This is a genomic window from Ruegeria sp. ANG10 (assembly GCF_040705255.1).
Classification (GTDB): Bacteria; Pseudomonadota; Alphaproteobacteria; order Rhodobacterales; family Rhodobacteraceae; genus Ruegeria.
In genome coordinates this window covers 451,297-476,729 of record NZ_JBFCVU010000003.1, presented here as the reverse complement: position 1 = coordinate 476,729, position 25,433 = coordinate 451,297, and the positions used below count along the sequence as shown (strand labels likewise).

The following is a 25,433-nucleotide window of genomic DNA, read 5'->3' as shown; positions in this document are numbered from 1 at the left end:
AACCTCATACACGACCCATCGCGAAACCACGCGCGATGTAGTTGCGGACAAACCAGATGACGATGGCGCCGGGGATGATGGTGAGCGTTCCGGCAGCGGCCAGCAGGCCCAGCTCATACCCCGCGCTGGACGCGGTGCGGGTCATCACGGCCGCGATGGGTTTGGCCTCGACCGCGGTCAGGGTTTTGGCCAGCAGCATCTCAACCCATGAGAACATGAAGCAAAAGAACGCCGCGACGCCCACGCCCGCTTTGATGTTGGGCAGGAAGATGGTCACGAAGAAACGTGGGAAGGAATAGCCGTCGACATAAGCCGTCTCATCCAGTTCCTTCGGGATGCCACGCATGAAACCTTCCAAGATCCATACCGCCAGCGGTACGTTGAACAGCGTATGCGCGAGCGCCACGGCCAAGTAGGTGTCGAACAGGCCGATGGAGGAATAGAGCTGGAAGAAAGGCAGCGCGAACACCGCCGCAGGGGCCATACGGTTGGTCAGCAGCCAAAAGAACAGCTGTTTGTCACCTAAGAACCGATAGCGCGAGAACGCATAGGCCGCAGGCAGAGCCACGCAGACAGAAAGCACTGTGTTCAGAGTCACATAGGTGATCGAGTTGATGTATCCCCAATACCACGTCGGATCAGTGAAGATGGTGATGTAATTTTCCAGCGTAAAGGTCTGGGGAAACAGGGAAAAGCCCGACAAGATCTCATTCGTGGTTTTGAAGGACATCGCCACCAGCCAATAGATCGGCAGCATCAGGAACGCGATGTATAGGATCGGGATGATGGAACGCTTTTTCATTCTGCGTCATCCTTTGTCATCAGAGTGTAGAACAGCCACGACACAAGCAGCGTGATGGCGAAATAGATCAGGCTCATTGCGGCCGCAGGGCCGAGGTCGAACTGCCCCAGCGCGATCTTCACAAGGTCGATCGAAAGCAGTGTGGTCGAGTTGCCGGGGCCGCCGCCGGTCAGAACGAATGGCTCGGTGTAGATGTTGAAACTGTCCATGAACCGCAACAAGACTGCGATGGTCAGAACCGTTTTCATCTTGGGCAACTGGATATAGCGGAACACCGACCACGGGGTGGCACCGTCGATCTTGGCGGCTTGGTAGTACGCATCGGGGATCGATACGAGCCCCGCATAGCACAGCAAGACAACCAGCGATGTCCAGTGCCAGACATCCATGACGACGACAGTGATCCAAGCCGAGATTGGCTGTTGGGTCATGTCATAATTAATGCCCAGAACGTCATTCAGAAAATAACCCAGCAGGCCGATCTGGGGCAGGGTGAAGATATTCCACATCGAGCCGACCACATTCCACGGGATCAGCATCGGTAGCGCCATAAGCACCAGACAAACCGGCACCCAGAACCCTTTGCGCGGCATCGACAGGGCCACGATGATGCCCAGCGGGACCTCGATGATCAGGATCAAGAAGGTGAAGAGGAACTGTCGCCCCAGCGCGGCTTGAAACCGGTCGGATCGCAGGATTTGTTCAAACCAACCAAGACCTTCCCAGAAGAACTGGTTGTTGCCGAAGGTTTCCTGCACCGAGTAGTTGACCACGGTCATCATCGGCACCAGCGCGTTGAACGCGACCAGCGCTAGAACGGGCAAGACAAAGAACCATGCCTTTTGGTTTTCGGTTCTCATTACACCCGCTCCTCGGTTGCGATCCAGCCGTCGCGATAGACGCGGGATTGTTCAGGTTTGAATTGCAGGAACACGTGCGATCCCGGATTGGGTGCGTTGTGTTCCGTCACAGCCTTGAGGGGCGTATTGCCGACCATCGCGCTGACCACAAAGTGGCGACCGATATCAGCCACTTTGGTCACATGCGCCGGGATGCCAGTGTCCCCAAAGCCCACATACTCAGGGCGGATGCCCAGGTCTGTACGGCCTCCGTCACCATGGGTGGGACCTTCCAGCATCACCTCGTGGCCTTCGAACAGGGCGCGGTCGCCTTTCGCCTCACAGGGCAAGACATTCATGCCAGGCGACCCGATGAAGTGACCAACAAATGTGTGCTGGGGGCGTTCGAACAGTTCGACAGGAGTGCCGATCTGAACCACTTCGCCTTCCTGCATCACCACGACTTCGTCCGCGAAGGTCAGCGCCTCGGTCTGGTCATGAGTCACGTAGATCATCGTGGCCTGCACGCGTTGGTGCAGTTCTTTCAGCTTGGACCGAAGCTTCCATTTCAGATGCGGGTCGATCACTGTCAGCGGTTCATCGAACATGACCGCGTTTACGTCATCGCGCACAAGACCGCGACCCATCGAGATTTTCTGCTTGTTGTCCGGGCTCAGGCCCGATGCACGGGTGTCCAGCATATCCGTGACGTCCAGCATTTCAGCAATCTCATCGACCCGGCGTTTGATCGTTGCGGCATCGACGCCCCGGTTTTTCAGGGGAAAGGCAAGGTTTTCACCCACAGTCATCGTGTCGTAGATCACCGGGAACTGGAAAACCTGCGCAATGTTGCGTTGATCCGGGGGCAGGGCGGTCACATCACGGTCGTCGAACAGAATCTGCCCCTCGGACGGGGTCAACAGACCCGAGATGATGTTCAGCAGAGTGGACTTGCCGCAGCCCGAAGGGCCGAGCAGCGCATAGGCCCCACCATCGCGCCAGGTCACATCGATTTCCTTCAGCGCGTAATCTTCCGGGCCTTTTGGCGTTGGCATATAGCTGTGTCGTAGGTTTGAAAGCTTGATCTGTGCCATGTCAGGCCACCCTTTTGCCGTCTTGGCCGAAATACCGGCAATGCGCCGGGTTCATGTAAAAGCTGTGATCCTCACCGACCTGATAGGGATGCACACCAGCAGCCAGCGAGACCCACGCCTCATCCCCATGTTGGAAATGCGCGCTGGAATCGGAACCGGACAGTTCAGTGACAATCACACGACCGGTCAGTTCCACATCTGCGTCCGAGGTGCGGACCGGGGTCACGCGATGCGGACGCACAGCGACCATATATTCTCCGTCGGCCATATCCGTAACGGTCCAGCCGCCCCCGCCCGCCAGTTGCGCCTGAGCGCCGGATACCGAAATGCGGGCTACGTTGATTGGCGGGTCCGAGAACACGCGCGCAGCGGCGATGTTTTCAGGATTGCGATAGATATCAGCGGTTGGGCCGAACTGCGTAACGTGGCCATCTTCCATCAGGGCGGTGTAGCCACCCAACAGCAGGGCCTCTTCGGGTTCCGAGGTGGCATAGACCACGACGGCACCGCGACCTGCGAACAGATCGGGCAGCTGCTCACGCAGTTCTTCACGCAGCTTGTAGTCAAGGTTCGCCAGCGGTTCATCCAGAAACACGGCGCGGCTTTCCTTTGCGATGGCGCGGGCCAGCGCGGTCCGTTGTTGCTGCCCGCCCGACAGCTCATGCGGGCGACGGTGCAGCATCGGGCGCAGCTGCAACAGGTCGGCGGCCTCTTCCACGCGGCCCTCGATCTCGGATTGCGCCATACCAGCCACGCGCAGGGGAGAGGCGATGTTGTCGAAAACACTCATATGTGGGTAGTTCACGAAGAACTGGTGTACCAAGCTGATCTGCCGCTTTTGCGTGTTCAGCCGTGTCACATCCTGCCCATCCATCAGAACCTTGCCCGAGGCGATCGGGTCCAGCCCGGCCATCATCTTTATCAGAGAGGTCTTGCCCGAGCCCGTCGCGCCCAACAGCACGTTGAAATGGCCCGTTTGCAGCGTCAGGTTGGTGGGTTTGATATGGATGACGTTGCCAACCCGTTTGGTGGCATCTTGTAATTCGATCATGTCCGTGAGTTCCGGTTCTTCAGTGCATCGCACTGGTCTTTAGGGTGGGGATGCCTGAACCGGCACCCCCAAGGTTTCAATGGTTCACTGAGCCTGCCAGCGCTGAACCAGTTCGTCATAGTTGACGGTCTGACCTTGCGGCTTTTCGTTCTCAAGCTTGGCCTTTGGCGAGCCCTCTTTTTCCAGCCAGAAGGCAGGATCCTGCGGGTCGTTCAAGCGTGGACCACAACCACCGTAGACACCGGCGCTTTCGTCCGCGGCCTGCATGCGGGCCATGGTGATGTCCATCTCTTCAGCCAGACGGTCCATCGCCTCTTGCGGGGTGAACGCGCCCGAGTTCACGTCACCGATTTGCTGCCACCAGATCTGGGCCAGCTTCGGATAGTCCGGCACGTTGATGCCGGTGGGCGACCATGCCACACGGTCAGGCGAGCGATAGAACTCGACCAGACCACCCAGCTTGGGTGCGCGTTCGGTGAACGACTCGTGGTTGACCGAGCTGTCGCGAATGAAGGTCAGACCCACGTGGGACTTCTTCACATCGACAGTCTTGGACGTCACGAACTGGGCATAGAGCCAGGCCGCCTGAGCGCGATCCGCCGGGGTCGATTTCAGGAAAGTCCAAGACCCCACGTCCTGATAGCCAACTTTCTGGCCTTCTTCCCAATAGGGACCGTGCGGGCTGGGCGCCATCCGCCACAGCGGCGTGCCTTCGTCATCCACTGTGTTGTTGCCTTCGGACTTCGGCTTCACCATGTCGGCGGTAAAGGCGGTATACCAAAAGATCTGCTGGGCGACGTTGCCCTGGCTGAGCGCCGGTAGCGACTGGTAGAAGTCATAAGACGCCGCACCCGGAGGCGCATAGTTGCGAAGCCATTCGTCCCATTTGCGGATCGCATAAACCGCAGCCGGACCGTTTGCAGCACCACCGCGCGACACCGAAGCACCGACAGGGTTACAGGTGCCCGCTTCCATGCGGATGCCCCATTCGTCGACCGGAACACCGTTCGGCTCGCCGACGTCACCGGCACCGGCCATCGACAGCCAGGCGTCGGTCATACGCCAGCCAAGGTCAGGCGCGCGCTTGCCGTAATCCATGTGGCCATAGATCGCTACACCGTCGACCTCTTTCACATCCTCAGTGAAGAATTCGGCGATGTCTTCGTATGCCGACCAGTTGACCGGAACGCCCAGGTCATAGCCGTACTTTTCTTTGAACGCGGCTTTGTTGGCTTCGTCGTCGAACCAGTCCTTGCGGAACCAGTATAGGTTTGCAAACTGTTGGTCCGGCAGCTGATACAGCTTACCATCCGGACCGGTGGTGAACTGAATGCCCATGAAGTCATCCAGATCAAGCGTCGGCGAGGTTGTCGCCGCCCAGTCGCCAGCCATCATGTCAGTCAGCGGGTAGGCCAGTTGCAGGCGCGAGTGGGTGCCGATCAGGTCGCTGTCGTTGACATAGCCGTCATACAGGTTCCGACCGGTTTGCAGCTGTGTCTGAACTGCCTGAACCACTTCGCCTTCACCAAGGATTTGGTGGTTGACCTTGATGCCGGTGATTTCCTCGAACGCCTTGGTCAGGACCTCGGATTCGTAAGAGTGTGTCGGGATGCCTTCGGACAGGACGTTGATTTCCATGCCAGAGTAAGGCTGTGCAGCTTCGATGAACCACTGCATTTCCGACATCTGTTCGTCTTTCGACAAGGTCGATGGCTGGAATTCGTCGTCGATCCAACGTTGTGCTGCGGCTTCGTCGGCCCAAACAGGACCGTGCCCCGCAATGACGGCAGCCGCCGCCACTGCGGAAAGTAGATGTCTCCGCATCTGTCTCCTCCCAAAAATTATGGTTGTCCGGCGCTAACCGGATGACGGACAGCATCAGCGATTTTCTGCGCAGCTGTCAAACTAAATTTTTAGTAAATGAAAATTCCGCTGGTTTCGATGGGTGAAGTTATCCTCGGTTGCCAATTTTTGAATTCGTTGTAAGCTGTCATTACAATTACAAAAAATGCCACTGACCACCGTGGCGAATTTGCTGAAAATCTCTTTGACGCATGGGGGTAGGTAATGTCCCGAAGCCTGTTGAAGTACACGCGTGTTCTGGAAATTGTCGGAGACACGATCAAGGTTCGGGTGCCGATTGATGGCTCTCGCGACCCGGCTGTTCGGTTCAACGATCTGGCTGTGATCGAGACGGTGGATGGCCGCAAAACTCTGGCGCAGGCGATCTTAATCGACCGGGACGTGGTGACGTTGCAAGTGTTCTCGGGCACCAAGGGCATATCCACCGAGGCGACAGCGACCTTTCTTGGCCACCCGATGCAGACGCCGTATTCGGCCAACATATTGGGGCGCGTGTTCGATGGGGCGGGGGTGGCGATCGACGGTGGGCCGGACCTGTCTGCCGAGCCGCGCATCGACATCGGTGGTCCCACCGTAAACCCGGCCGAGCGTGCGGTTCCGAACAAGATGATACGCACGGATGTGCCGATGATCGACGTGTTCAACACGCTTGTCGAAAGTCAGAAGATTCCGATATTTTCGGTCTCAGGTGAGCCGTTCAACGCCTTTCTCAGCCGAATCGGTATTCAGGCCGATGCCGATATCGTGGTGTTCGGCGGGCTGGGGCTGATCTTTGATGACTATCACACGTTCCGCACCTCCTTTGAGGATGCGGGTGTGTTCTCTCGCACGGTAATGTTCGTCAATCAGGCGATGGACCCACTGGTCGAACGCCTTTTGGTGCCGGATATGGCGTTGGCCGTGGCCGAGAAATTCGCGGTGGAAGAGGGCAAGCGTGTGCTGGTTCTGATGACTGACATGACCGCTTTCGCCGATGCGATGAAAGAGGTCGGCATCAGTCAGGAACGCGTACCGTCGCAGCGCGGATATATGGGTGACCTCTATTCACAACTGGCGCGCCGGTACGAAAAGGCGTGCGATTACGCCAAGGGCGGTTCGGTCACCGTGCTGACCGTGACGACAATGCCGGGCAATGACGTGACCCATCCGGTGCCGGACAACACGGGCTATATCACCGAAGGCCAGATTTACCTGCATTCGGGTGTGATCGACCCGTTCGGCAGCCTGTCGCGCCTCAAGCAGAACGTAGTTGGTAAGACGACCCGCGAAGACCACGGGCAGATCATGAACACGATGATCCGGTTTTATTCAGAAAGCCGCGACGCCGCGCAGAAGCAGGCGATGGCGTTCGATCTGTCGGATTACGATCACCAACTGCTGAAATTCGGTGCGCTGTTCCGTAAGCGCTTCATGGATTTCAATGTCTCGATCCCACTTGAGGACGCGCTGGATTTGGGCTGGAAAACCCTGGCCGAGTGTTTTGCTCCGGAACAATTGCTGATGAAGCAAGCTCTGGTCGACAAGTATTTCCCAAAGGATGCCGATGGCCCGGTTGCAGCTGAATAAGTCGTCGCTCGCCCGCGAGCAGACTCAGCTAAAAAGCTATGAGCGGTTCCTGCCGTCACTGGACCTCAAGCGCCAGCAGTTGATGGCGGAACGTGTGAAAGCCCGTGAGGAGGTGAGGCGACTAGAGGACGAGGTATTAGAGTTGGCCCAGCAGGTGGGGGCAAAGCTGCCAATGCTCGCGCAGCAAGGCATTGATCTGGACGGGCTGGTGGAACTGAAAGACTACAAGATCAAAGAGGTCAACGTGGTCGGCGTCAAGATGCCTGATCTGGACCGGATAGAGGTTGCTGTGCGCCCCTATTCGCTGTTGGCAAAACCCCATTGGGTCGATGCCGCGGCGCAGTTGCTGCATGACATGATCGAGGCGCGCCTGCGGGTCAAAGTATCCGAAGAGCGGGTCAGGATTTTTGACAAGGCCGTTGCCACGATTACGCAGCGGGTGAACCTGTTCGAAAAGGTTTTGATCCCGCGCGCCAAGGCCAATATCAAGAAAATTCGCATCTACCTGAGTGACGAGCAGATGCAGGCCGTCGTCCGCTCGAAAATTTCCAAGCGCAAACATGCGCAAGAGGCGGCGACATGAGTATCGCGCGCCTCAAAAAGCTCTCGCTGGTAGGACGGGCGGCGCAGAAAACCGAAACGCTTGAGGCGTTGCAAGCACTGGGGTGCATGCATGTCCTGCAACTGGCCCCGCCGCCAACTGAGCCGGAAAAGATCAACGCGCGTGGTGCAAGAGATGCCTATAAGGCATTGCGATTCCTGACAGAAGTGCCTGAGCCACGCCGCCAAATCCAGCGCGGCACGGACTTTAATATGGATCAGTTTGTCAAGGATGTGCGCGACCTGATGCAGCGCAGCCGCGACATGACAGACAGGCGTGATTTTCTGGCCGATCGCATTGCGAAGGTGCGGCCGTGGGGCGATCTGGATTTTCCCCCCGATGACGTTCTGGCAGGCAACCGGCTTTGGTTCTACCAACTGCCTTTAAAGCATCGTGATGCTTTGAATGACCTGACGCTGCCCTGGGCGATTCTGGAGCAGGACCATAGGTTTATCTATGCCGTCCTGATCTCGTCGGATGAGCCAGCCGACGACATTCTGCCAGTACCGCGCACCCATACGGGTTCACTGCCGATTCATGAGCTTGAAGCCCAGTTGGTAGAGGCAGAAATTGCCATCGAAGCGCTTGAGGCAGAACGGGTCGCCCAAACCCGCTATCTGACACTGATGCGCCAAAACTTGTCAGTGGCCGAGAGCGCGGCAGAGCTTGCCCATGCGACACAGAAAGTGCGTGACGAAGAGGCGATGTTTGCCCTTCAGGGCTGGGTGCCAGAAGATCGCGTTGATGCCGTGCTGGACATGGCGAAGGGCAAGGACGCTGCTATTCTGATCGAGGACCCAGGCCCCGAAGACTCACCACCCACGCTGTTAGAACAGCCAGAAATACGTAACGCTGCCGTAGACTTGGCGCTGTTTTATCAAGTGCCGGGTTATAAGGATTGGGACCCAAGCGTTATCGTCGCCGTGTCCTTCGCGTTCTTCTTTGCCATGATTGTGGCTGATGCGGGGTACGGTGCGATCATACTGTTGGGCTTGCTGCTGTTTTGGAAACGAATGAACGGAACCGCCGGTCTGAAATCATGGCGTCGGTACGGATTGATCATTTCGGGCGCGACGATTGTATATGGCGTTCTGGTGGGCAGTTATTTCGGTGTGTCACCGCCGGAAGGGTCGATCCTCGCCAAGGTGAAACTGCTCGATCTGAACAATTTTGGTGCCATGATGATGGTCTCGATCGTTGTGGGAGTTCTGCATCTGGTGCTGGCCAATGCACTGGCCGCCCACGCCGCCTGGGGGCAGCGCAAGGCGATTGCCAATTTGGGTTGGATTGCCGCGCTGATCGGCGGGTTTGTTCTGTGGCTCAGCTATATGAAAGGGAACTCTGCGACACCGGGTGCGGTGATCCTTGGCGCGGGCGTTCTGGCGATCCTTTGGTTTTCCAGCGACCGTCAGATCAACAGGCCAATCGATTGGTTATGGCGTCTGATTGGCGGCATCCAAGCCCTGGCCGGAGCCATGGGCGCGTTTGGTGATGTCCTCAGCTATATGCGCCTGTTTGCGCTGGGCTTGGCCTCAGCCTCGCTGGCGATCACGTTCAACGATCTGGCGGTGTCAGTGATGCACGCGCTGAAGGGGCCCGGCATCCTATTCGCGCTGCTTATCCTGATCGTCGGTCACGCCCTGAACTTTGCCCTCGCGATGATGAGCGGCGTCGTCCACGGGTTGCGTCTCAATTACATCGAATTCTTTAAATGGGGTTTGCCGGACGAAGGCATCGTCTTTCGCCCGTTTGCCCGCAAGGAGGTTCAGGAATGAATGAGCTTGTTCTTACATTGGGTTGGCTGGGGATTTACGCACCGATGGCACTGGGGGCGGCGGCAAGCGCTATTGGCTGCTCGATTGCCGGAATGGCCAGCATCGGTGCCATGACCGAGACCGAGGGGGGCTATGGCCGGTTCGTCGGCGTTTCGGCCTTTCCGTCGACCATGGTGATCTATGGCATTGTCATCATGTTCACCCTGAACCGTGAGGTGACGCCTGAAAATGCGGGTGGGTTGTTTGGGATCGGCATCTTGTCGGGCATCGCCTTGATGTATTGCGGAATCTGGCAGGGCCGGGCCTGTGCCGCAGCAATCAACGCAACCAAGGAAAAGCCGGAAATCTTTGGGCTGTCGCTGGCACCTGCTGCAATTATCGAAGGCTTTGGCGTCTTTGCCTTCGTCTTTGCCTTGGTTATTAGCGCGGGGATAAGCTGATGGCGCAGGATGGCATGATCTCTCACGGTGTTGACGCGCTGATCGACAAGCTGCGCAATGATGGGGTGGCCGCTGGCCAGGCGGATGCTGAGAAACTGCGCGCTGACGCCAAGGCTGAAGCGGCGAAGATACTGGCCGACGCAAAACGCGAGGCGGACGCGTATCAAAAGAAAGCCCGCACGGATTCTGACAACTACCGCGCAGCGGGCGAAGAGGCGCTGAACACTGCCATGCGGGATGCGGTGCTGACCATGAAAGCCGGGCTGACGGACCGGTTCCGTGAAGATGTCGAACGTCTAGTCACCAAGGAAATGGCTGACCCAGGCCTGCTGAAGCAGATGATACTCGAGGTTGTGGGCCGTGCGGGAGAAGGCGCCAATCTGGACGGAAAAGTAGAGGTAATTCTGCCCGCCAAGATCGCCACGCAAGAGGATATCAAACAGAACGCCGACGATATCCAATCTGGCAAGCTCACCAAATATGTACTGGGCCTGACCGCGGAAATGCTGCGCGAGCAGGTCGAACTGCATGCCTCGGATGATGCCGAGGGTGGCATACGGGTGCGGGCGGACGATCAAGGCGTTGCTCTGGACCTGACGGAAAAAGCGGTGGCCTCGTTGCTGATGGAGCATCTACAACCGCGTTTCCGGGCCGTTCTAGAGGGGGTGATCCGTTAGGATGCCAAACCCTGACGCCTATATCGCGCTGATCAGCAGTTTACCGGGGTCGGAGCGGTTGTTTGTCGCCAAACAGCCGCCCCTGTCTCGGTTGCGGCTGGATCGACGTTTGACGGCGCTGACACCCGAGGATGCGCGCGTTTTGAAGGTGTTGGAACATGCTTTGAACTGGGGCGATTACGACATGGGGGTAACCGACGCGCAGGCCATTGGGCGCTGCAAGGAGGCGTTGCGCGATATTTCGCAGCCTACCTTGCGCAAGATGCTTATTGAGCGGATGGACTTGCGTACTGTGGTGGCCGCGCTGCGCCTGCGCAAACAAGGGGGCAACCCGCCTGCCGGGTCTTTCGGTATGGGGCGTTGGGCCCGCCATATCCCGGCCAATTGGAACGACCCGAGCTTTCGACTGGAAGGTTCGATGCCTTGGATCAAAGAAGCCCAGCAACTACTGGACGCTGCAGATCCTTTGGGCTTGGAACGGCTGCTCTTGTCGGTCAGCCACAAGCAACTGAAACGCCACGCTGCCCGCCATTATTTCGATTTCGAAGCAGTGGTGATCTACGTGCTGATCTGGAACATTTTCGACCGCTGGGCGCAAAGCAATGCGCAGGAGGCGGCCAAGAGATTTGAGCATCTGGCCAAGCAGGCCATGGCCAATGTCGCGGAGATCGATTTTGACGGAGCAAACTCATGACCGCCCCAACCTCAGCCAAACAGACCGCCACTGCCCGCGTCGTCTCGGTGCAAGAGGGGCTGGTTCAGATACAGGCCAACCATGACGCCTCGGGCCAGCCCGGGCAGTTGGTCAAGAACGAAGTGGTCTTTATCCTGCCGACACGCCCCGGGCCGGGTGGGCGACAGGAACGCCTGAAGGCCGAGGTGCTACGGGTGCGTGGCGATACGGCGGATGTACAGGTTTACGAAAGCACCGACGGGGTTGCTGTGGGCGATCCGGTCGAACAGTCCGGCCAATTGCTGTCGGTCGAGCTGGGGCCGGGTTTGTTGGGGCAGGTGTTCGACGGGTTGCAATCGCCTTTGCCCAAAGTAGCGGCTGATTTTGGCACCTTCCTGCCCCGCGGGGCGGATGTGGCACCGCTGGACGATCAGGCGAAATGGTCGTTCAGCCCGTCGGTCAAGGTCGGGGATACGGTGACGGCCGGTGACAGCATCGGAACGGTCCCCGAGGGACACTTCACCCATAAGATCATGCTGCCGTTTAACTGGATGGGCGGTTACAAGGTCATCTGGGTACAAAAGGGCGCGGCCACGATCCACGACATAGTGGCCCGTCTGGAAGATGAGCAAGGCGGCGAACACACGTTGACCTTATGTCAGAAGTGGCCAGTTCGGCGGCCCTTGCCGGAAAGCATTCTGAAGCGCGCGCTGTCAGAGCGGTTGTATCCGACCGAACCGGTCCTGACCTCTCAGCGTCTGATCGACACGTTCTTTCCCATAGCGCGCGGGGGGACGGCCTGTATTCCTGGGCCGTTCGGGGCGGGTAAAACAGTTTTGCAAAACCTGATCGCGCGCAATGCTAAGGTGGATATCGTCATTGTCGTGGCCTGTGGCGAACGGGCGGGTGAAGTGGTGGAAACGATCCACGAGTTTCCCAAGATGACCGACCCGACCACGGGTGGCAGTCTGATGGATCGTACGATCATCATCTGCAACACGTCGTCCATGCCGGTTGCCGCGCGCGAGGCCTCGATCTTCACCGGCATCACTCTTGGCGAATACTATCGACAGATGGGGTATGACGTGTTGCTGATCGCCGACAGCACCAGCCGCTGGGCGCAGGCGATGCGAGAAACATCAGGTAAACTTGAAGAAATCCCGGGCGAAGAGGGCTTTCCAGCCTATCTTGAAAGCTCGATCAAGGGTTTGTACGAGCGCGCCGGGGCAGTGAAAACCAATGACGGCGATTTGGGCAGCCTTACCTTGATCGGAACCGTCTCGCCCGCCGGCGGTAACTTTGACGAGCCAGTCACGCAATCGACCTTGTCCACGGTGAAATGCTTCCTCGGCCTGTCTTCGGAACGCGCGTACAAGCGGTTTTATCCTGCGGTCGATCCGATGCTCAGTTGGTCGCGATATACGGACCAATTGTCCGACTGGTACGACAAAAACGCCGAACCGGGTTGGACCAGCAAGGTCCGCGATTTGCTGGCCCTGATCGAAAAAGGCGAACAGGTCGATCAGATGATGCAGGTGACCGGGGAAGAGGGCGTCACGATCCAAGATTTCGTAACCCAGCAAAAAGCGCTGTTTGTTGATATGGTATACCTGCAGCAGGACGCGTTTGACAAAGTGGACGCGACAGTGCCGCTGGAACGTCAAAAGATGACCTTTAAGCTGGTCTATGACGTGACCCAATCTAATGCGGAGTTCGCTGACAAGGCCGAGGTTCGGCAGGTCTTTACGCAGCTCACCGGATTGATGAAGAACTTTCACTATGCGGCGGAAAACACACCGGAATTCAAATCAATCTGGGGGCAGATACAAAATCTGTGCCATGAGAAGTTTGGTATCTAACGAAAGAAGTGGTAGCCCGTAGGGGAATCGAACCCCTCTTTCCAGGTTGAAAACCTGGCGTCCTAACCGATAGACGAACGGGCCATTTGCCAATGGCATATGCACAAGTGGTAGCCCGTAGGGGAATCGAACCCCTCTTTCCAGGTTGAAAACCTGGCGTCCTAACCGATAGACGAACGGGCCACGCTGGCTTGTGGAGGGCCTTTTACGGTTTCGCCCGGACCCCCGCAAGCCGAAAAATGCAAGGATGGGAAAGTTTTTTCCCAGGCCCGAAATCGGGCTTAAATCGCCTCTGCCGCGTCTTCAAGCCGAAGTTGCACGCTTTGGCGTCCGCCCCATGAGTTCACTTCCAGCCGCCCGGCGAAATGAAAGCGCGCGCCGCCGTGATTTGACAGCTTTTCGCCCATCGGACCGTCAAAGGCCCCAAAGGCGATCGCATCCAGACCGCCACCAATCCCGTCGGACAGGGACAGTTTCAGATGCGATTCACCAACGCGTTTGGCAAAGCGCACCTGTAGGTCGGGCAGCGCATATCGCGGGGCAGGGGCGCTGGCCCCAAACGGGCCTGCTTTTTCTATCTGTTCGATCAGATCAATAGTAGCTGCGCCGGGCATCAGGGTGCCGTCTAGTTTCAAATCGGCCGGACCGCCTTCACCCGCACCCTGTTTGGCCAGCAATTCACTGAGCCGCGCCATGGCAGGTTCCAACTGGTCGCGCATCACGGTCAGGCCCGCCGCCATCTTGTGGCCGCCGCCTTTGACCAGCAACCCTTCGGCGGCAAGCCGCTGGATGGACGCACCCAGATCAACGCCCGAGATCGAACGGCCCGAGCCTTTGCCCTCATCCCCGTCAAAGCCGATGACAATCGCGGGGCGGTTGGCGTTTTCCTTCAGACGCGAGGCCACGATGCCGACCACACCGGGGTGCCAGCCTTCGCCCGCAGCCCATACCAGCGGCGCATCCAGACCGCGTTCCTCGGCCTGCTCCAACGCTGCGGCACGCACGGCGTTTTCGATGTCACGACGCTCGGTGTTCAATTCGTCCAAGCGTTGAGAGAGTGCCTGCGCCTCATGCATCGATTCTGTGCTCAGCAACCGTGCGCCCAGGTCCGCCTGACCAATGCGTCCGCCCGCGTTTACGCGCGGCCCCAGCAGAAACCCTAGGTGATAACTGTTCGGTGCAGAATCCATGCGCGCCACATCCGACAGCGCCACAAGACCGGGCCTTTGCCGTTGGGCCATAACCTTCAGGCCTTGTCGCACTAGCGCCCGGTTTGCCCCGATCAGCGGGGCCACATCAGCCACGGTCGCCAGCGCCACGAGATCCAGCAGACCAATCAAGTCAGGCCCCTTTACACCTGCCTCACGCAGTTGACGTCCGGCTTCGACCAGCATCAGAAACACGACCCCGGCGGCGCAGAGGTAACCAAGATCGCCACTTTCATCCTGCCGGTTCGGATTCACCACGGCGGCACAGTCGGGCAGAGTTTCGCCGCCCAGATGGTGGTCCAGAACGATCACGTCCGCTCCCTTGGCGGCTGCAATCGGTTCGTGACTCAGCGTGCCGCAATCAACGCAGATAATCAGGTCATGCGTGGCGGCCAGTTCCTGCATGGCGGGCACGTTGGGGCCATAGCCCTCGTCAATTCGGTCGGGCACGTACAAAGTAGCCTGCAGGCCCATCTGCCGCAGCCAAACCAGCAGCAAAGCCGCAGAACTGCCGCCATCCACGTCATAATCCGCGAACACTGCGATCCGCTGCTTGTTCCTGACCGCTGACAGGAATCGCGTCGCGGCTTTTTCCATATCCTTCATGTCGCGCGGGTCGGGCAGCAGTTCTTTCAGTTTGGGTTCCAGAAACCCGGACGCCTCCATAGCAGAGACACCGCGCCGCGCCAGAACCTGACACACCGCGCGGGGCAGACCGGCCTGTTGGATCAGCATTTCAGCGGCCCGCTCAACGTCGGGCGCAGGGCCGACCCAACGTCGCCCGGATAGTGACTGCTCAACCCCAAGATAACTCATGGTGTGCCTCTTATGCGCCAAGGCCGGACCCTCTCGGATCCGGCCTCTTCATCTTTTTCCAAATACTCTCGCCGAAGGCAATGGCGCAAGCCATCACGCCTTGTCGTGGGGCCACATCGGAGTGCGGTACGACATGCGGCGGACCGAACCGGTTTTCGACCGCATCAGCAGCGTGGTGGTTTCGACCCAGCCAGGTTCGCGTTTGATGCGCGGCAGCAGCGAGCCGCCGGTCACACCGGTTGCGGCAAAGATCACGTCGGCGGTGACCATTTCGTCGCGCGAATAAACCCGGTCTAGATCGGTGATGCCTGCCTTGGCGGCGCGCCCGCGTTCGTCATCATTGCGGAATAACAGACGGCCAAAAATCTGCCCGCCCATGCATTTCAGTGCAGCAGCCGCCAGAACGCCCTCGGGCGCGCCGCCTTGGCCCATATACATGTCGATTCCGGTTTCTTCGCTTTCGGCGCAGTGCATGACACCGGCCACGTCACCATCGGTGATCAGGCGGATCGAAGCGCCGGTTTCGCGGACCTCAGCGATCATCGCTTCGTGACGGGGACGCTCCAGAATGCACACGGTGATATCTGCGGGCTTGCAATCCTTGGCCTTGGCCAGTGCTTCGACCCGTTCGCGGGGCGACATGTCCAGATTGACCACACCTTCGGGGAAACCCGGACCAATGGCCAGCTTGTCCATGTAAACGTCAGGCGCATGCAGCATCGAACCGCGCGGGCCCATGGCAATCACGGTCAGGGCGTTCGGCATGTCCTTGGCAGTCAAGGTGGTGCCTTCCAGCGGGTCCAGCGCGATATCCACGCCGGGGCCGTTTCCGGTGCCGACTTCTTCGCCGATATACAGCATCGGCGCCTCGTCGCGTTCGCCTTCGCCGATAACAACGACGCCTGCGATATCCAGCAGGTTCAGCTGTTCGCGCATGGCGTTTACTGCTGCCTGATCGGCGGCTTTTTCGTCGCCACGCCCAACCAGAGAGGCGGACGCCAGTGCGGCCTGTTCTGCGACCCGCGCAAGGCCCAGAGACAACAGTCGGTCGTTGAAATCAATCTTGGCAGCACTCATTTTTCACTATCCTCAGGTCAGTATCGGCGTTTTCTTCGGCATAGCCTGCGTATTAGGCAGGCCGCAAGGGTCAAACCTCTTCAATGCGCAATGCAACGGGCTCATCCGCCACCACATCCGTTTCCCGCAACCCGTTCAGAGCAACGTCCAGCGTGGCGCGTGTGGTTTTGTGGGTGACGATCAGAACCGGAGCGGTGCTTTCGGTGTGACCGTATTGGCGCATCCGGTCGATCGAAACGCCTGCATCGCCCAGAATGGCCGCCACTTTGGCCAGCGCACCGGGTTTGTCGAACAGGGCAAGGCGCAGATAATAGGGGGCGGGCAGGCCGGTCACGGCGGGTTTGGCATCCTGCAACGAGGTTGCGGGCCGGCCAAAGGTCGGGATTTGCAGCCCGCGTGCCAGATCGCAGACATCGCCCATTACGGCGCTGGCTGTGGGGCCTTCGCCGGCACCGGGGCCGCGCAGAACGACCTGCTCGACCGCGTCGCCCTCGATCACCACCATGTTGGTGCCGCCTTCCAACTGCCCTAGGGGCGAGCTGCTGGGCACCAGGCAAGGCTGCATCCGCTGTTCCAAACCACGGGCCGAACGTTGCGCGACTCCCAGCAGTTTGATGCGATAGCCCATATCGGCGGCCTGATGAATGTCTTCCAAGGTTATCTGCTGAATGCCTTCGATCTGGATTCCATCGAAGTTCGGCTTGGTGCCAAAGGCGATCGAGGACAGCAACGCCAGCTTATGCGCCGCGTCGATGCCGCCCACGTCGAGGTTCGGATCGGCCTCAAGGTACCCAAGCTGCGCGCATTCCTCGAACAGCGCGTTATAGCCCAGTTCCTGCGATTGCATGCGGGTCAGGATATAGTTGCAGGTGCCGTTCATCACGCCCATGACGCGGGTGATCTCATTCCCGGCCAGTCCTTCGGTCAGCGACTTGATCACCGGGATACCGCCTGCAACAGCGGCCTCGAACCGGATCACACGACCGGCTGCTTCGGCCTTTTCAGCCAGGTCCTGACCGTGGATCGCCAGCAGCGCCTTGTTCGCAGTTACCACGTCCTTGCCGGTGGCCAGCGCCGCCTCGACCGAGGCTTTGGCCGGGCCGTTTTCGCCGCCGATCAGTTCGACAAACACATCGATGTCATCACGCTTCGCCAACGCCACGGGATCGGTTTCCCAGGCGTAGTCCGACAGGTTCACACCGCGATCCTTGTTCGCATCGCGCGCCGATACGGCAACGATCTCGACAGATCGGTCCGTGCGCGCCTGCAGCAGGTCTGCGTGGCGACGGATGATCTTTACGACACCCACGCCAACCGTTCCCAAGCCCGCAATTCCCAGCCGCAGCGCCTGTGTCATCCCGTGGGTTCCTTTCCGCTCGAAAATTTCCGTGGTATCGGGCCTTTTGCCCGTTCAGCGCTGCCTTAGCGGGTTCAGCGCTAGGGCGCAATGCGTACCGGTCCCGGACGGGGCTTAATCGTAGGGGCTTAGTTGATTTCCGCGTTCTGGAGTTCTTCTGATTTTTTCTCAAGCTCCTCACGCCGCGAAATCAAGTCTTCTTCGACCGCAGCGGCCTCATTCACCGGATCGACGGCCGGGCCGAGATTTTCCTGCAGCGGAATAAGCTTGGGATAGCGTGCTGATTCAAGATCCGGCAACTCGCGCCCTTCCAGCTCTGGAAAATCGGCGCATCCCGCACAGGCAAGCATCAGGATCAGCAAAGGCAGGGGTTTCATGCAAAACTCATTCAACATCGACTGAAACTGTGATGCACCTTTTGGCAGTTTGGTTCAAGCGGGGTTCTATCTGAACAAACGTTCAGATACGGTGTGGGGATGGCACGCACGCAAGGTTCACATTCCGATATTACCGGCCCACGCATTCGCAAGGCGGCGCTGGGTTTGTTCGCCCGTCACGGCTATGCGGCGGTCTCGATGCGCCAGATCGCGTCCGAGGTTGGGGTGCAGGCCGGGGCGCTGTACAATTACACGCCGGACAAACAAAGCCTGCTATTCCGCCTGATGCACGAACACATGCAGGATCTGCTTTCGGCCTATGATGACCTTAACCATCCTGCCGATGCGTCCGATGCCTTACGCCAGTTCGTGGGGTTCCACATCCGCTTTCACCTGGAACGCCCGGATGAGGTGTTCATTGCCTATATGGAATTGCGCAACCTGACACCCGAAAACTTCTCGGAAATCGAAGCCCTGCGGCGCAGCTATGAAAACGCGCTTGAAACTATCTTGCGCCGTGGGCAGCAGGGTGGGGCGTTCGATATCGCGGACACCAAGATCGCCACCCTTGCCGTCATTGCTATGCTGAATGGGGTTATGACCTGGTATCGCGTGGGTGGACGTTTGTCGCTGGACGAGGTCGAGCAGGTCTATTGGGACATGGTGCGCAGATCGGTCTCGACCTAGTGAGCCGGTCGAATGAACGTGCCATTGCGTAATTCGCGAAAGGCCTGCTCCAATTCGGACCGTGTGTTCATGACAATTGGCCCGTGCCAGGCTACGGGTTCGGCAATCGGTGCCCCTGAGATCAAAAGGAATCGCACACCTTCAGCCCCGGCCTGCACCGTGATCTCATCGCCGCTGCCAAAGCGGACAAGCGTGCGATCACCGGACATGTCCCGAATGTTAACCTCTTGCCCTGAAAACTCTTTTTCCAGCAGGACGCCGGTTGGTTGCGAGGCGTCGGCAAACGCAGCCTGACCTTCAAACACATATGCGAAAGCACGGCGATAGGTATCTATCCGGAATGTTTTTTTGACCCCTGCGGGGATCTGAATGTCCAGATATTGCGGGTCGGCCGCGATCCCATCGACCGGGCCGGTCTTTCCCCAGAACTCGCCTACAATCACACGCACAATTGTCCCGTCATCATCGGTGATTTCCGGGATGTCCTTGCTTTGTACGTCCTGATAGCGCGGCGCAGTCATTTTCTGTGCCGAGGGCAGGTTGCCCCACAACTGGAATCCGTGCATTTGGCCCGCAGGGTTACCTGTCGGCATTTCCTGATGCAAAATCCCAGACCCGGCTGTCATCCACTGCACATCTCCGGCGCCCAATGTCCCGCTGTTGCCCAGCGAATCCGAGTGGTCAACGGTGCCCGCCAGAACGTAGGTGATCGTTTCGATGCCACGATGAGGGTGCCATGGGAAACCCGCCTGATAATCCAGCGGATTCTCATTGCGAAAGTCGTCAAACAGCAAGAAGGGGTCCAGTTCAGACGGGTCCTGAAACCCGAACGCGCGATGCAGTTTTACGCCCGCGCCCTCAAGCGTTGGTGTGGATTTACGGGTTTCCAAAACTGGTCGTAGGGACATTGTGACCTCCAATAGCTTTGGCTTGCATGTATGATAAGCGCGGGTCGGGTCAATCAGCAGAAAAGAACGGGTGCTGTGCGGAAATCTACCCCTCTGTCATTCCCAGAACAAAACCGTTAAACCGTGACGAAAATATCGGGGAGTCACATGCAACAAGAGGTTTTGGCCACCATCAGGCCCTCAATCGCCAGACGTTGGCTGGGCACGGGAATGTTGGGCTGTGTCGGTGTGCTTGTTCTGTATGTCGCGTTGTCGCATCCATCAGAACCGATATGGCTGGTTTTCCTGCTTGTGGTGGGTGGTGCGTCTTTTTGGCTGGCCTACCGAATGTGGTTCGCGACCGATGATGCGATCGAGTTGACGCAAACCGAACTCAGAACCGGGGCAGGGCAACTGATTGCCAAGGTCGAAGATATCGAGAGCATTGACCGGGGTGTCTTTGCGTTCAAACCCTCAAACGGGTTTCTTCTTAAGACACGGGAAAGTGCGGAAAATAGCTGGGCGCCTGGCCTGTGGTGGCGATTGGGACGCCGGGTGGGTGTCGGCGGGGTAACAACGGCCGCCGAAACCAAGTTCATGTGCGAAATACTGCAGGCTTTGGTTATACATCCTGCTGACAAAACACAGGAGAAAAATCTTCCGTGATTTGAGGGGAGAAACGCGGCCGTGTGAAAACGATGTTTTCAAATTCGTGGTCTCTGTTCAGCCAGCCCGTATTGAGAAGGGGAACATAGGCTTTCGATGTTTCAACGACGATCAAAGTGTCTAGGTCCGCCATCTCAGGAAGACGGTCGGCCAAGTCGGCGATATTGTCATTGGACCAAGCACTGTCATACCCGCAACGTGTGGTCCACACGACGGTATGGGTATCTTCTTCGCCGTCCCCTCCCTTCTCAAACCTAACAAAGGACAAACGCATATTCAGGGGAGAATTGTCTCGCACCATTCGATTGAAAATCGAGTACATGGACTGCGCGTAGTTGTCGGTCAGGTCTATTTCACCCTCACGCGAGATCAAGTCGCTTACCGTGTACGCAGCTTTAACGTTGGCTGTGCTTTCGCTAAAACCGTCAAAATACGTGTATGTCAGCGTGATGCTCCATACAAAGACAGGGAAAATCAGAGCTGTCTCCATAGACAGGCTGCCACGTTCACGACTTATGAAAGAGCTAAATAGATGCCGGATACATGAAGAAAGGCGTTTCATTTAAGGCTCCTGAACAAAAGTGGTCAACGACGTAAGCGTAACCAGACCATCATCGCCGGACACAGCGCGCCCCATTGCTGTTGTCGGTAAAATCGGATCGATCTTTGCGCATGCGCGCAAAATCATCAGTGCGTTCGACCCACCGCTTTGGAATTCGGTGACAGGCTGAACCTCTTCCTCTCGATCAACGCAGGTTGCTTCCTCAGGAAGATTCACCCCACTGTACGGATCCTGAACAATCATTTCGAGCAACAAGTTATTGGAGCATCCCTGCATCACAACCATATTATCGCAGATGGCATCCTTGATGGTATCGTGCTGCGTGTCTTCCAAATTGATCCCAAGGCGAATATCACGCACGACCAAGTCCATGGACCGATCCAGCATCGCTTGCTGAATTGAAACCATCGCGTATTCGATGACGCCCAGAATGAAGAACATATAAAGAGGGAACAGGATGACGAACTCGACGGTAATATTCCCGTCTTCCGAGCGCTTTATCCGCACCGCCTTTTTCAGCATTTTACGGATCATTGCGTCAGCCTCAGTTGTTTGATCGACGCAGCGATGGTTTGAAACACCTGTGCCAGCGAAAGATTATCAGTTCCCAGCGAGCCACCATCGTTAACTTCGAAAAAGAAACCTTCGCCGCTGGAGCAATTGTTAATTGCCGTAACGCCATTGGTTGGTGCTTCGAAGGCAATGCCATAGATATCTACATTCTTGCCTTTGACGGCACCGCAGATTTCCTGCAGCCGAGTGTCTTTTGTAGTCCTGCTAATTTCAGTAAAGGCGTTCCAATGCCAAGTGTTATCATGGTTGTCCTGCCAAGAATAGTTATACGCGGCATTCCAGTCCAGATTTACGCGATTCCACAGTTCGGGATAGGTAAGGCGCACAGATTGATCGTCCGCTTCACCTCCAAAGGGTACTGAATTGTCATTGGTATCAGCATAAGAGCTATTTTGCTGGTTATGCCGGGTCCAGTGGTACACTGGCGGATCTTCTGAGATGCGAACGCTGTATTCGCCACGCCAGGTACGGTTACTAGAACGACTTCGACCCCTCGAATCTCTCCAATAAACCCTTCCAGTATATTCATAGTTGGGGTTGTACCAAACATCCGAAAGTCCACTACGATATTCGTCGTCCAGCACCCAATTTTCAGTGTTCTGGCCGTCGGTCATGACGACCAGGACCTTTTTGACATTGGATTCGTATTCCAGCGGACGGTTGTCGAAGGTTGTCGGAACCACCTTCTTTGTGCTCACTCCTGGATTCGCATCCTGCCTGGTTAAACTGTTTATTACAGGCTGGAACTGCGGGTCCAGCAGTGCGGCACCCCATTTGACTCCGATATCAATCGATGTGTTTCCACCATGTGTCATGGCTGCGATCTGATCGTGCAGGTCAGAAATAACGTTCGTCACCGGCGTAATCGAACTGCCCGCTCGGGTGGTGCAGACCTGATTTGTGCGTGCTTCAGATCTGTAATCGTCCCCGCGGCTCCAAAGGTCGAAATGCGCCGCTCTGTTAAGACTCTCTGCCGGATCGATCCAGTATTCCTCGAAATCATTATCCGTAGCAGTGTCCGAAAAATCTACGCAGTGCGAATAATTGTGTTCAGTGGTTACACCCGGCATGTTGTCGAGGATATTTGGTCCAGCGTTCACCTGATTGTTGTAAGGTATGATTGAAATCGAAATCTTGTCCGGGTTTTCTTTTTCGTACATCGTCGTAACGAATTGTGTGGCCGCGTCTTGAAGCGCTTCGAGCTTTGTTAAGGTTCTTTCTGAGCCATCTTCCATTGTGACCTTCGTTGCTGAATCTTGGCCCATCGACCCAGAGATATCCAGAACTAGAGAGATTTCTACAGACCCAATGGCCTCTTCCGCGACGCTCGTGACCGATGCCTTCAACGTGGGATATCCGAAAAAGTACATAAAGTGCGTCTTTACGTCGACTGCAGCGTGCGCCGTAACTTTTCTTTGTCCAATGTCAGGCTCGTCTTCAACGATAGGCTCTCCCGTAAGCTCGCCTCGGACGTTGGACTTTTCAATATAAGAGAGGACAACATCTTTCGGGGGGAGTTCCTGCTTTACGTTGGCCGCTGCAAGAACAGCACGATCCAGCGCGCCTTGGAGGCTCGCCCTGTCGCGCTCAAAATTCATGATGTCCACGCCGATACCGGCTGTCGCAAATATGAGGAGAAAGCCGAGTGCTACGAAGATCGTGAACACTCCGCCATCTTCGTCTCGCGAAAAACGATCAGCCGATGAGACGGCTTGCTCAAATATATTACTGCCGTTTTTAAATGCGCGTTTCTTCATATTGATGACCTCGCTGAGCAGACATCCAAACTGCTAAGGAAATATTAACTCTCGAAAATTAACGCCGAATCGTGGCGGGATTTAGGCGGAAATGCCGCAGAGTCGGCTGGTTTGCGGGTGAAAGTGGGATAATTTGCGGGCAACACGCGTCTCTGTTTTCAATTGGGCGACAATTTCGATGCTGGGTGCCGAATTGGGCGACTCAGCGACCGCCGCAGTATTTTTGATGCGTTTTTCGAGTTTTATTTCTGCTTAATTATTGATCGTTTACCCAATGGGTGCGACAAAACGTCAGAACGTAGACCGTTCGCTGGCACGGAGGATTAAATGACGGCCATTAAAGAACCCAGCTTTCGCGAGAGTGTGGACCTCATGTTCAACAGGGCAGCGTCCCTGATGGACCTGCCTCCGGGGTTGGAGGAGAAAATCCGGGTCTGCAACGCGACCTACACTGTGCGTTTCGGCGTTCGCCTGCGGGGTGAGATTCATACTTTCACCGGATATCGGTCTGTTCACTCCGAGCATATGGAGCCGGTCAAGGGCGGTATTCGTTACGCCCTAGCGGTGAATCAGGACGAAGTCGAAGCTCTGGCGGCACTGATGACATACAAGTGTGCTTTGGTTGAGACGCCGTTTGGCGGCTCGAAAGGTGGCTTGTGCATCGATCCCCGGAAATATGAAGAGCATGAGCTGGAACAGATCACGCGGCGTTTTGCTTATGAATTGGCCAAGCGCGACTTGATCAACCCGTCTCAGAACGTGCCTGCGCCCGATATGGGCACGGGCGAGCGCGAGATGGCGTGGATTGCGGACCAGTTCGCACGGATGAACACAACCGATATCAATGCGCGTGCCTGTGTCACCGGGAAGCCGCTGAATGCCGGCGGTATCGCCGGACGTGTCGAAGCCACGGGGCGGGGCATTCAATACGCATTGCGTGAGTTCTTCCGCCACCCTGAGGACGTGCAAAAGGCAGGCCTCTCCGGCAAGCTGGACGGCAAGCGCGTTGTCGTGCAGGGGTTGGGCAACGTGGGATATCACGCCGCAAAGTTCCTGAGTGAAGAGGATGGCTCTCGCATTGTCGGCATCGTCGAATGGGATGGTGCGCTCTATAATCCCGACGGGATTGACGTTGAATCGGTCCGACAGTGGATCGTCAAGCATGGCGGTGTAAGCGATTATCCGGATGCAACGCATTCTGCCGAAGGTGCCGAGGTTTTGGAAGCAGACTGCGACATCCTCATTCCGGCGGCTCTCGAAGGGGTCATCAACCTGACGAATGCCGAGCGGATCAAGGCACCCTTGATCATCGAGGCGGCGAATGGTCCTGTGACGGCTGGCGCGGATGAAATCCTGCGCAAGAAGGGCACTGTAATCATTCCGGATATGTATGCGAATGCCGGTGGTGTGACGGTATCTTACTTTGAATGGGTGAAGAACCTCAGCCATATCCGCTTTGGCCGGATGCAGCGTCGTCAGGAAGAAGCGCGTCACGAATTGATCGTCAGCGAGCTGGAGCGGCTTGACCGTTATCTGGGTGATGCCTGGTCGATGTCCCCGAACTTCAAGGCCAAATACCTCAAAGGTGCGGATGAGCTGGAATTGGTTCGTTCGGGCCTCGATGACACGATGCGCATTGCCTACCAATCCATGCGCGAGGTTTGGCACAGCCGTGATGATGTCGAAGATCTGCGGACGGCGGCTTATATCGTGGCCATTGATCGCGTCTCGAAAAGCTATCGCGCCAAGGGGCTTTGATCCTTTGCTTTATAGGGGCGGTCGGGCCACGATCCGATTGCCCCTGTTGCTGTCCGGCCTAAATTGACCTCAAGCGGTGAAAAGTAAGATGGCAGGCAGTGCGCCTGACAGGTAAGCTGCCGCGAAAGAAACGATTCCGGGAGATCCCCATGTTGCGTACCGCCATCGCGGCCCTTTTGTTGGCTACACCTCTGGCTGCTGAGGAAACCAAAGAACAAAGTTGCCAGTACCAAGCCGATGTCGTTGCAGCGATCCAAAAAGCCCGGCTGGATAAGGTCAAGGAGCGCGACGTGCCGCAAGCGGTCGCTGATACAAGCCCGGCTTGGCCCGAAAACTACAACGCCGCCATCCCGTTGATCGCTCCTTGGGTCTATGAGCAAAAGATGCGCGACGTTCGCAAAAAAGACCTGGGTGCCGCCTGGTTAGAGCTGTGCTTGCAGCAATAATCCACAGGATCACAATTTCTCT

24 protein-coding genes and 2 tRNA genes are annotated in these 25,433 nt (G+C 57.2%); 11 read left to right on the top strand and 15 right to left on the bottom strand.

Translation table 11 applies throughout. The annotated features are described in order from the left end of the window. Positions 1–4: 4 nt before the first annotated feature. The 5 genes from AB1A64_RS09470 to AB1A64_RS09450 all read right to left on the bottom strand — a co-directional run bounded on the left by AB1A64_RS09470 (position 5) and on the right by AB1A64_RS09450 (position 5,610). Positions 5–802 carry a carbohydrate ABC transporter permease gene (locus tag AB1A64_RS09470; RefSeq protein ID WP_366551175.1) on the bottom strand — a complete coding sequence of 266 codons (798 nt, stop codon included), beginning with the start codon at positions 800–802 and terminating at the stop codon, positions 5–7. Further along, positions 799–1,662, bottom strand: a complete 864-nt coding sequence (locus AB1A64_RS09465) for a sugar ABC transporter permease (protein WP_170348228.1) — start codon at positions 1,660–1,662, stop codon at positions 799–801. The genes AB1A64_RS09470 and AB1A64_RS09465 overlap by 4 nt, the downstream gene beginning before the upstream one ends. After that, positions 1,662–2,735, bottom strand: coding sequence for an ABC transporter ATP-binding protein (locus AB1A64_RS09460; protein ID WP_366551174.1), 1,074 nt, complete (start codon positions 2,733–2,735; stop codon positions 1,662–1,664). Before AB1A64_RS09460 ends, AB1A64_RS09465 begins: the two co-directional genes overlap by 1 nt. A 1-nt stretch (position 2,736) precedes the next feature. Beyond that, on the bottom strand, positions 2,737–3,786 hold the full coding sequence (locus tag AB1A64_RS09455) for an ABC transporter ATP-binding protein (RefSeq protein WP_366551173.1): 1,050 nt from the start codon (positions 3,784–3,786) through the stop codon (positions 2,737–2,739). An 84-nt stretch (positions 3,787–3,870) separates the two neighbouring features. Beyond that, positions 3,871–5,610: an ABC transporter substrate-binding protein gene (locus AB1A64_RS09450; protein WP_366551172.1), complete on the bottom strand. Its 1,740-nt coding sequence runs from the start codon at positions 5,608–5,610 to the stop codon at positions 3,871–3,873. Positions 5,611–5,853: 243 nt separating this feature from the next. On the opposite strand from AB1A64_RS09450, the gene AB1A64_RS09445 reads away from it, so the two are divergent. From AB1A64_RS09445 to AB1A64_RS09415, 7 genes are read left to right on the top strand one after another with little or no spacing between them, the layout of a single operon-like run. After that, complete coding sequence (locus AB1A64_RS09445) at positions 5,854–7,215, top strand: V-type ATP synthase subunit B (RefSeq protein WP_366551171.1); 1,362 nt, start codon at positions 5,854–5,856, stop codon at positions 7,213–7,215. Continuing rightward, positions 7,193–7,798 (top strand): V-type ATP synthase subunit D, encoded by a 606-nt coding sequence (locus AB1A64_RS09440; RefSeq protein WP_366551170.1) that lies wholly within the window; start codon positions 7,193–7,195, stop codon positions 7,796–7,798. The genes AB1A64_RS09445 and AB1A64_RS09440 overlap by 23 nt, the downstream gene beginning before the upstream one ends. Next, the gene (locus tag AB1A64_RS09435; protein ID WP_366551169.1) at positions 7,795–9,591 is read left to right on the top strand and encodes a V-type ATPase 116kDa subunit family protein; all 1,797 of its coding nucleotides are present in this window, start codon (positions 7,795–7,797) and stop codon (positions 9,589–9,591) included. Before AB1A64_RS09440 ends, AB1A64_RS09435 begins: the two co-directional genes overlap by 4 nt. Beyond that, complete coding sequence (locus AB1A64_RS09430; protein WP_170348235.1) at positions 9,588–10,031, top strand: ATP synthase subunit C; 444 nt, start codon at positions 9,588–9,590, stop codon at positions 10,029–10,031. Before AB1A64_RS09435 ends, AB1A64_RS09430 begins: the two co-directional genes overlap by 4 nt. Next, positions 10,031–10,708, top strand: a complete 678-nt coding sequence (locus tag AB1A64_RS09425; RefSeq protein WP_366551168.1) for a hypothetical protein — start codon at positions 10,031–10,033, stop codon at positions 10,706–10,708. The genes AB1A64_RS09430 and AB1A64_RS09425 overlap by 1 nt, the downstream gene beginning before the upstream one ends. Position 10,709: 1 nt before the next feature. Then, entirely contained in the window at positions 10,710–11,402 is a 693-nt protein-coding gene (locus AB1A64_RS09420; RefSeq protein ID WP_366551167.1) for a hypothetical protein, read from the top strand. Continuing rightward, positions 11,399–13,240, top strand: a complete 1,842-nt coding sequence (locus tag AB1A64_RS09415) for a V-type ATP synthase subunit A (protein ID WP_366551166.1) — start codon at positions 11,399–11,401, stop codon at positions 13,238–13,240. Before AB1A64_RS09420 ends, AB1A64_RS09415 begins: the two co-directional genes overlap by 4 nt. Positions 13,241–13,249: 9 nt before the next feature. Here the strand turns inward: AB1A64_RS09415 and AB1A64_RS09410 are convergent. From AB1A64_RS09410 to AB1A64_RS09385, 6 genes are all read right to left on the bottom strand, one after another. Continuing rightward, positions 13,250–13,324: transfer RNA gene (locus tag AB1A64_RS09410), tRNA-Glu, on the bottom strand. Positions 13,325–13,348: 24 nt separating this feature from the next. Further along, positions 13,349–13,423, bottom strand: a tRNA-Glu gene (locus AB1A64_RS09405). 98 nt (positions 13,424–13,521) lie between these two features. Then, positions 13,522–15,264 (bottom strand): single-stranded-DNA-specific exonuclease RecJ, encoded by a 1,743-nt coding sequence (recJ, locus tag AB1A64_RS09400; protein WP_366551165.1) that lies wholly within the window; start codon positions 15,262–15,264, stop codon positions 13,522–13,524. Positions 15,265–15,357: 93 nt separating this feature from the next. Beyond that, positions 15,358–16,341 carry a class II fructose-bisphosphatase gene (gene glpX, locus AB1A64_RS09395; RefSeq protein ID WP_366551164.1) on the bottom strand — a complete coding sequence of 328 codons (984 nt, stop codon included), beginning with the start codon at positions 16,339–16,341 and terminating at the stop codon, positions 15,358–15,360. 70 nt (positions 16,342–16,411) lie between these two features. After that, positions 16,412–17,698, bottom strand: coding sequence for a homoserine dehydrogenase (locus tag AB1A64_RS09390; protein WP_366551163.1), 1,287 nt, complete (start codon positions 17,696–17,698; stop codon positions 16,412–16,414). Positions 17,699–17,826: 128 nt separating this feature from the next. Next, the gene (locus tag AB1A64_RS09385; protein WP_366551162.1) at positions 17,827–18,060 is read right to left on the bottom strand and encodes a hypothetical protein; all 234 of its coding nucleotides are present in this window, start codon (positions 18,058–18,060) and stop codon (positions 17,827–17,829) included. Positions 18,061–18,174: 114 nt separating this feature from the next. Here AB1A64_RS09385 and AB1A64_RS09380 point away from each other — a divergent pair, with 114 nt between their 5' ends. Next, a complete protein-coding gene (locus AB1A64_RS09380; RefSeq protein ID WP_366551161.1) occupies positions 18,175–18,762 on the top strand; it encodes a TetR/AcrR family transcriptional regulator in 588 nt (195 codons plus the stop codon). Here the strand turns inward: AB1A64_RS09380 and AB1A64_RS09375 are convergent. Beyond that, positions 18,759–19,670 (bottom strand): pirin family protein, encoded by a 912-nt coding sequence (locus AB1A64_RS09375; RefSeq protein ID WP_366551160.1) that lies wholly within the window; start codon positions 19,668–19,670, stop codon positions 18,759–18,761. The two genes, AB1A64_RS09380 and AB1A64_RS09375, sit on opposite strands and share 4 nt — an antisense overlap. 147 nt (positions 19,671–19,817) lie before the next feature. Here AB1A64_RS09375 and AB1A64_RS09370 point away from each other — a divergent pair, with 147 nt between their 5' ends. After that, positions 19,818–20,315, top strand: a complete 498-nt coding sequence (locus AB1A64_RS09370) for a hypothetical protein (protein WP_366551159.1) — start codon at positions 19,818–19,820, stop codon at positions 20,313–20,315. Here the strand turns inward: AB1A64_RS09370 and AB1A64_RS09365 are convergent. Genes AB1A64_RS09365 through AB1A64_RS09355 form a run of 3 tightly spaced genes read right to left on the bottom strand, consistent with a single transcriptional unit; the run spans position 20,272 to position 23,207 of the window. After that, positions 20,272–20,877 (bottom strand): hypothetical protein, encoded by a 606-nt coding sequence (locus tag AB1A64_RS09365; RefSeq protein WP_366551158.1) that lies wholly within the window; start codon positions 20,875–20,877, stop codon positions 20,272–20,274. The two genes, AB1A64_RS09370 and AB1A64_RS09365, sit on opposite strands and share 44 nt — an antisense overlap. Next, positions 20,878–21,399, bottom strand: coding sequence for a TadE/TadG family type IV pilus assembly protein (locus AB1A64_RS09360; protein ID WP_366551157.1), 522 nt, complete (start codon positions 21,397–21,399; stop codon positions 20,878–20,880). Between the two features lie 8 nt (positions 21,400–21,407). Further along, positions 21,408–23,207 (bottom strand): TadE/TadG family type IV pilus assembly protein, encoded by a 1,800-nt coding sequence (locus tag AB1A64_RS09355; protein ID WP_366551156.1) that lies wholly within the window; start codon positions 23,205–23,207, stop codon positions 21,408–21,410. Positions 23,208–23,534: 327 nt separating this feature from the next. On the opposite strand from AB1A64_RS09355, the gene AB1A64_RS09350 reads away from it, so the two are divergent. Both AB1A64_RS09350 and AB1A64_RS09345 read left to right on the top strand, forming a co-directional pair. Beyond that, positions 23,535–24,965 carry a Glu/Leu/Phe/Val dehydrogenase gene (locus AB1A64_RS09350; RefSeq protein ID WP_366551155.1) on the top strand — a complete coding sequence of 477 codons (1,431 nt, stop codon included), beginning with the start codon at positions 23,535–23,537 and terminating at the stop codon, positions 24,963–24,965. Positions 24,966–25,114: 149 nt separating this feature from the next. Continuing rightward, positions 25,115–25,411, top strand: coding sequence for a hypothetical protein (locus tag AB1A64_RS09345; protein ID WP_170513177.1), 297 nt, complete (start codon positions 25,115–25,117; stop codon positions 25,409–25,411). The last annotated feature ends 22 nt before the right edge of the window (positions 25,412–25,433 follow it).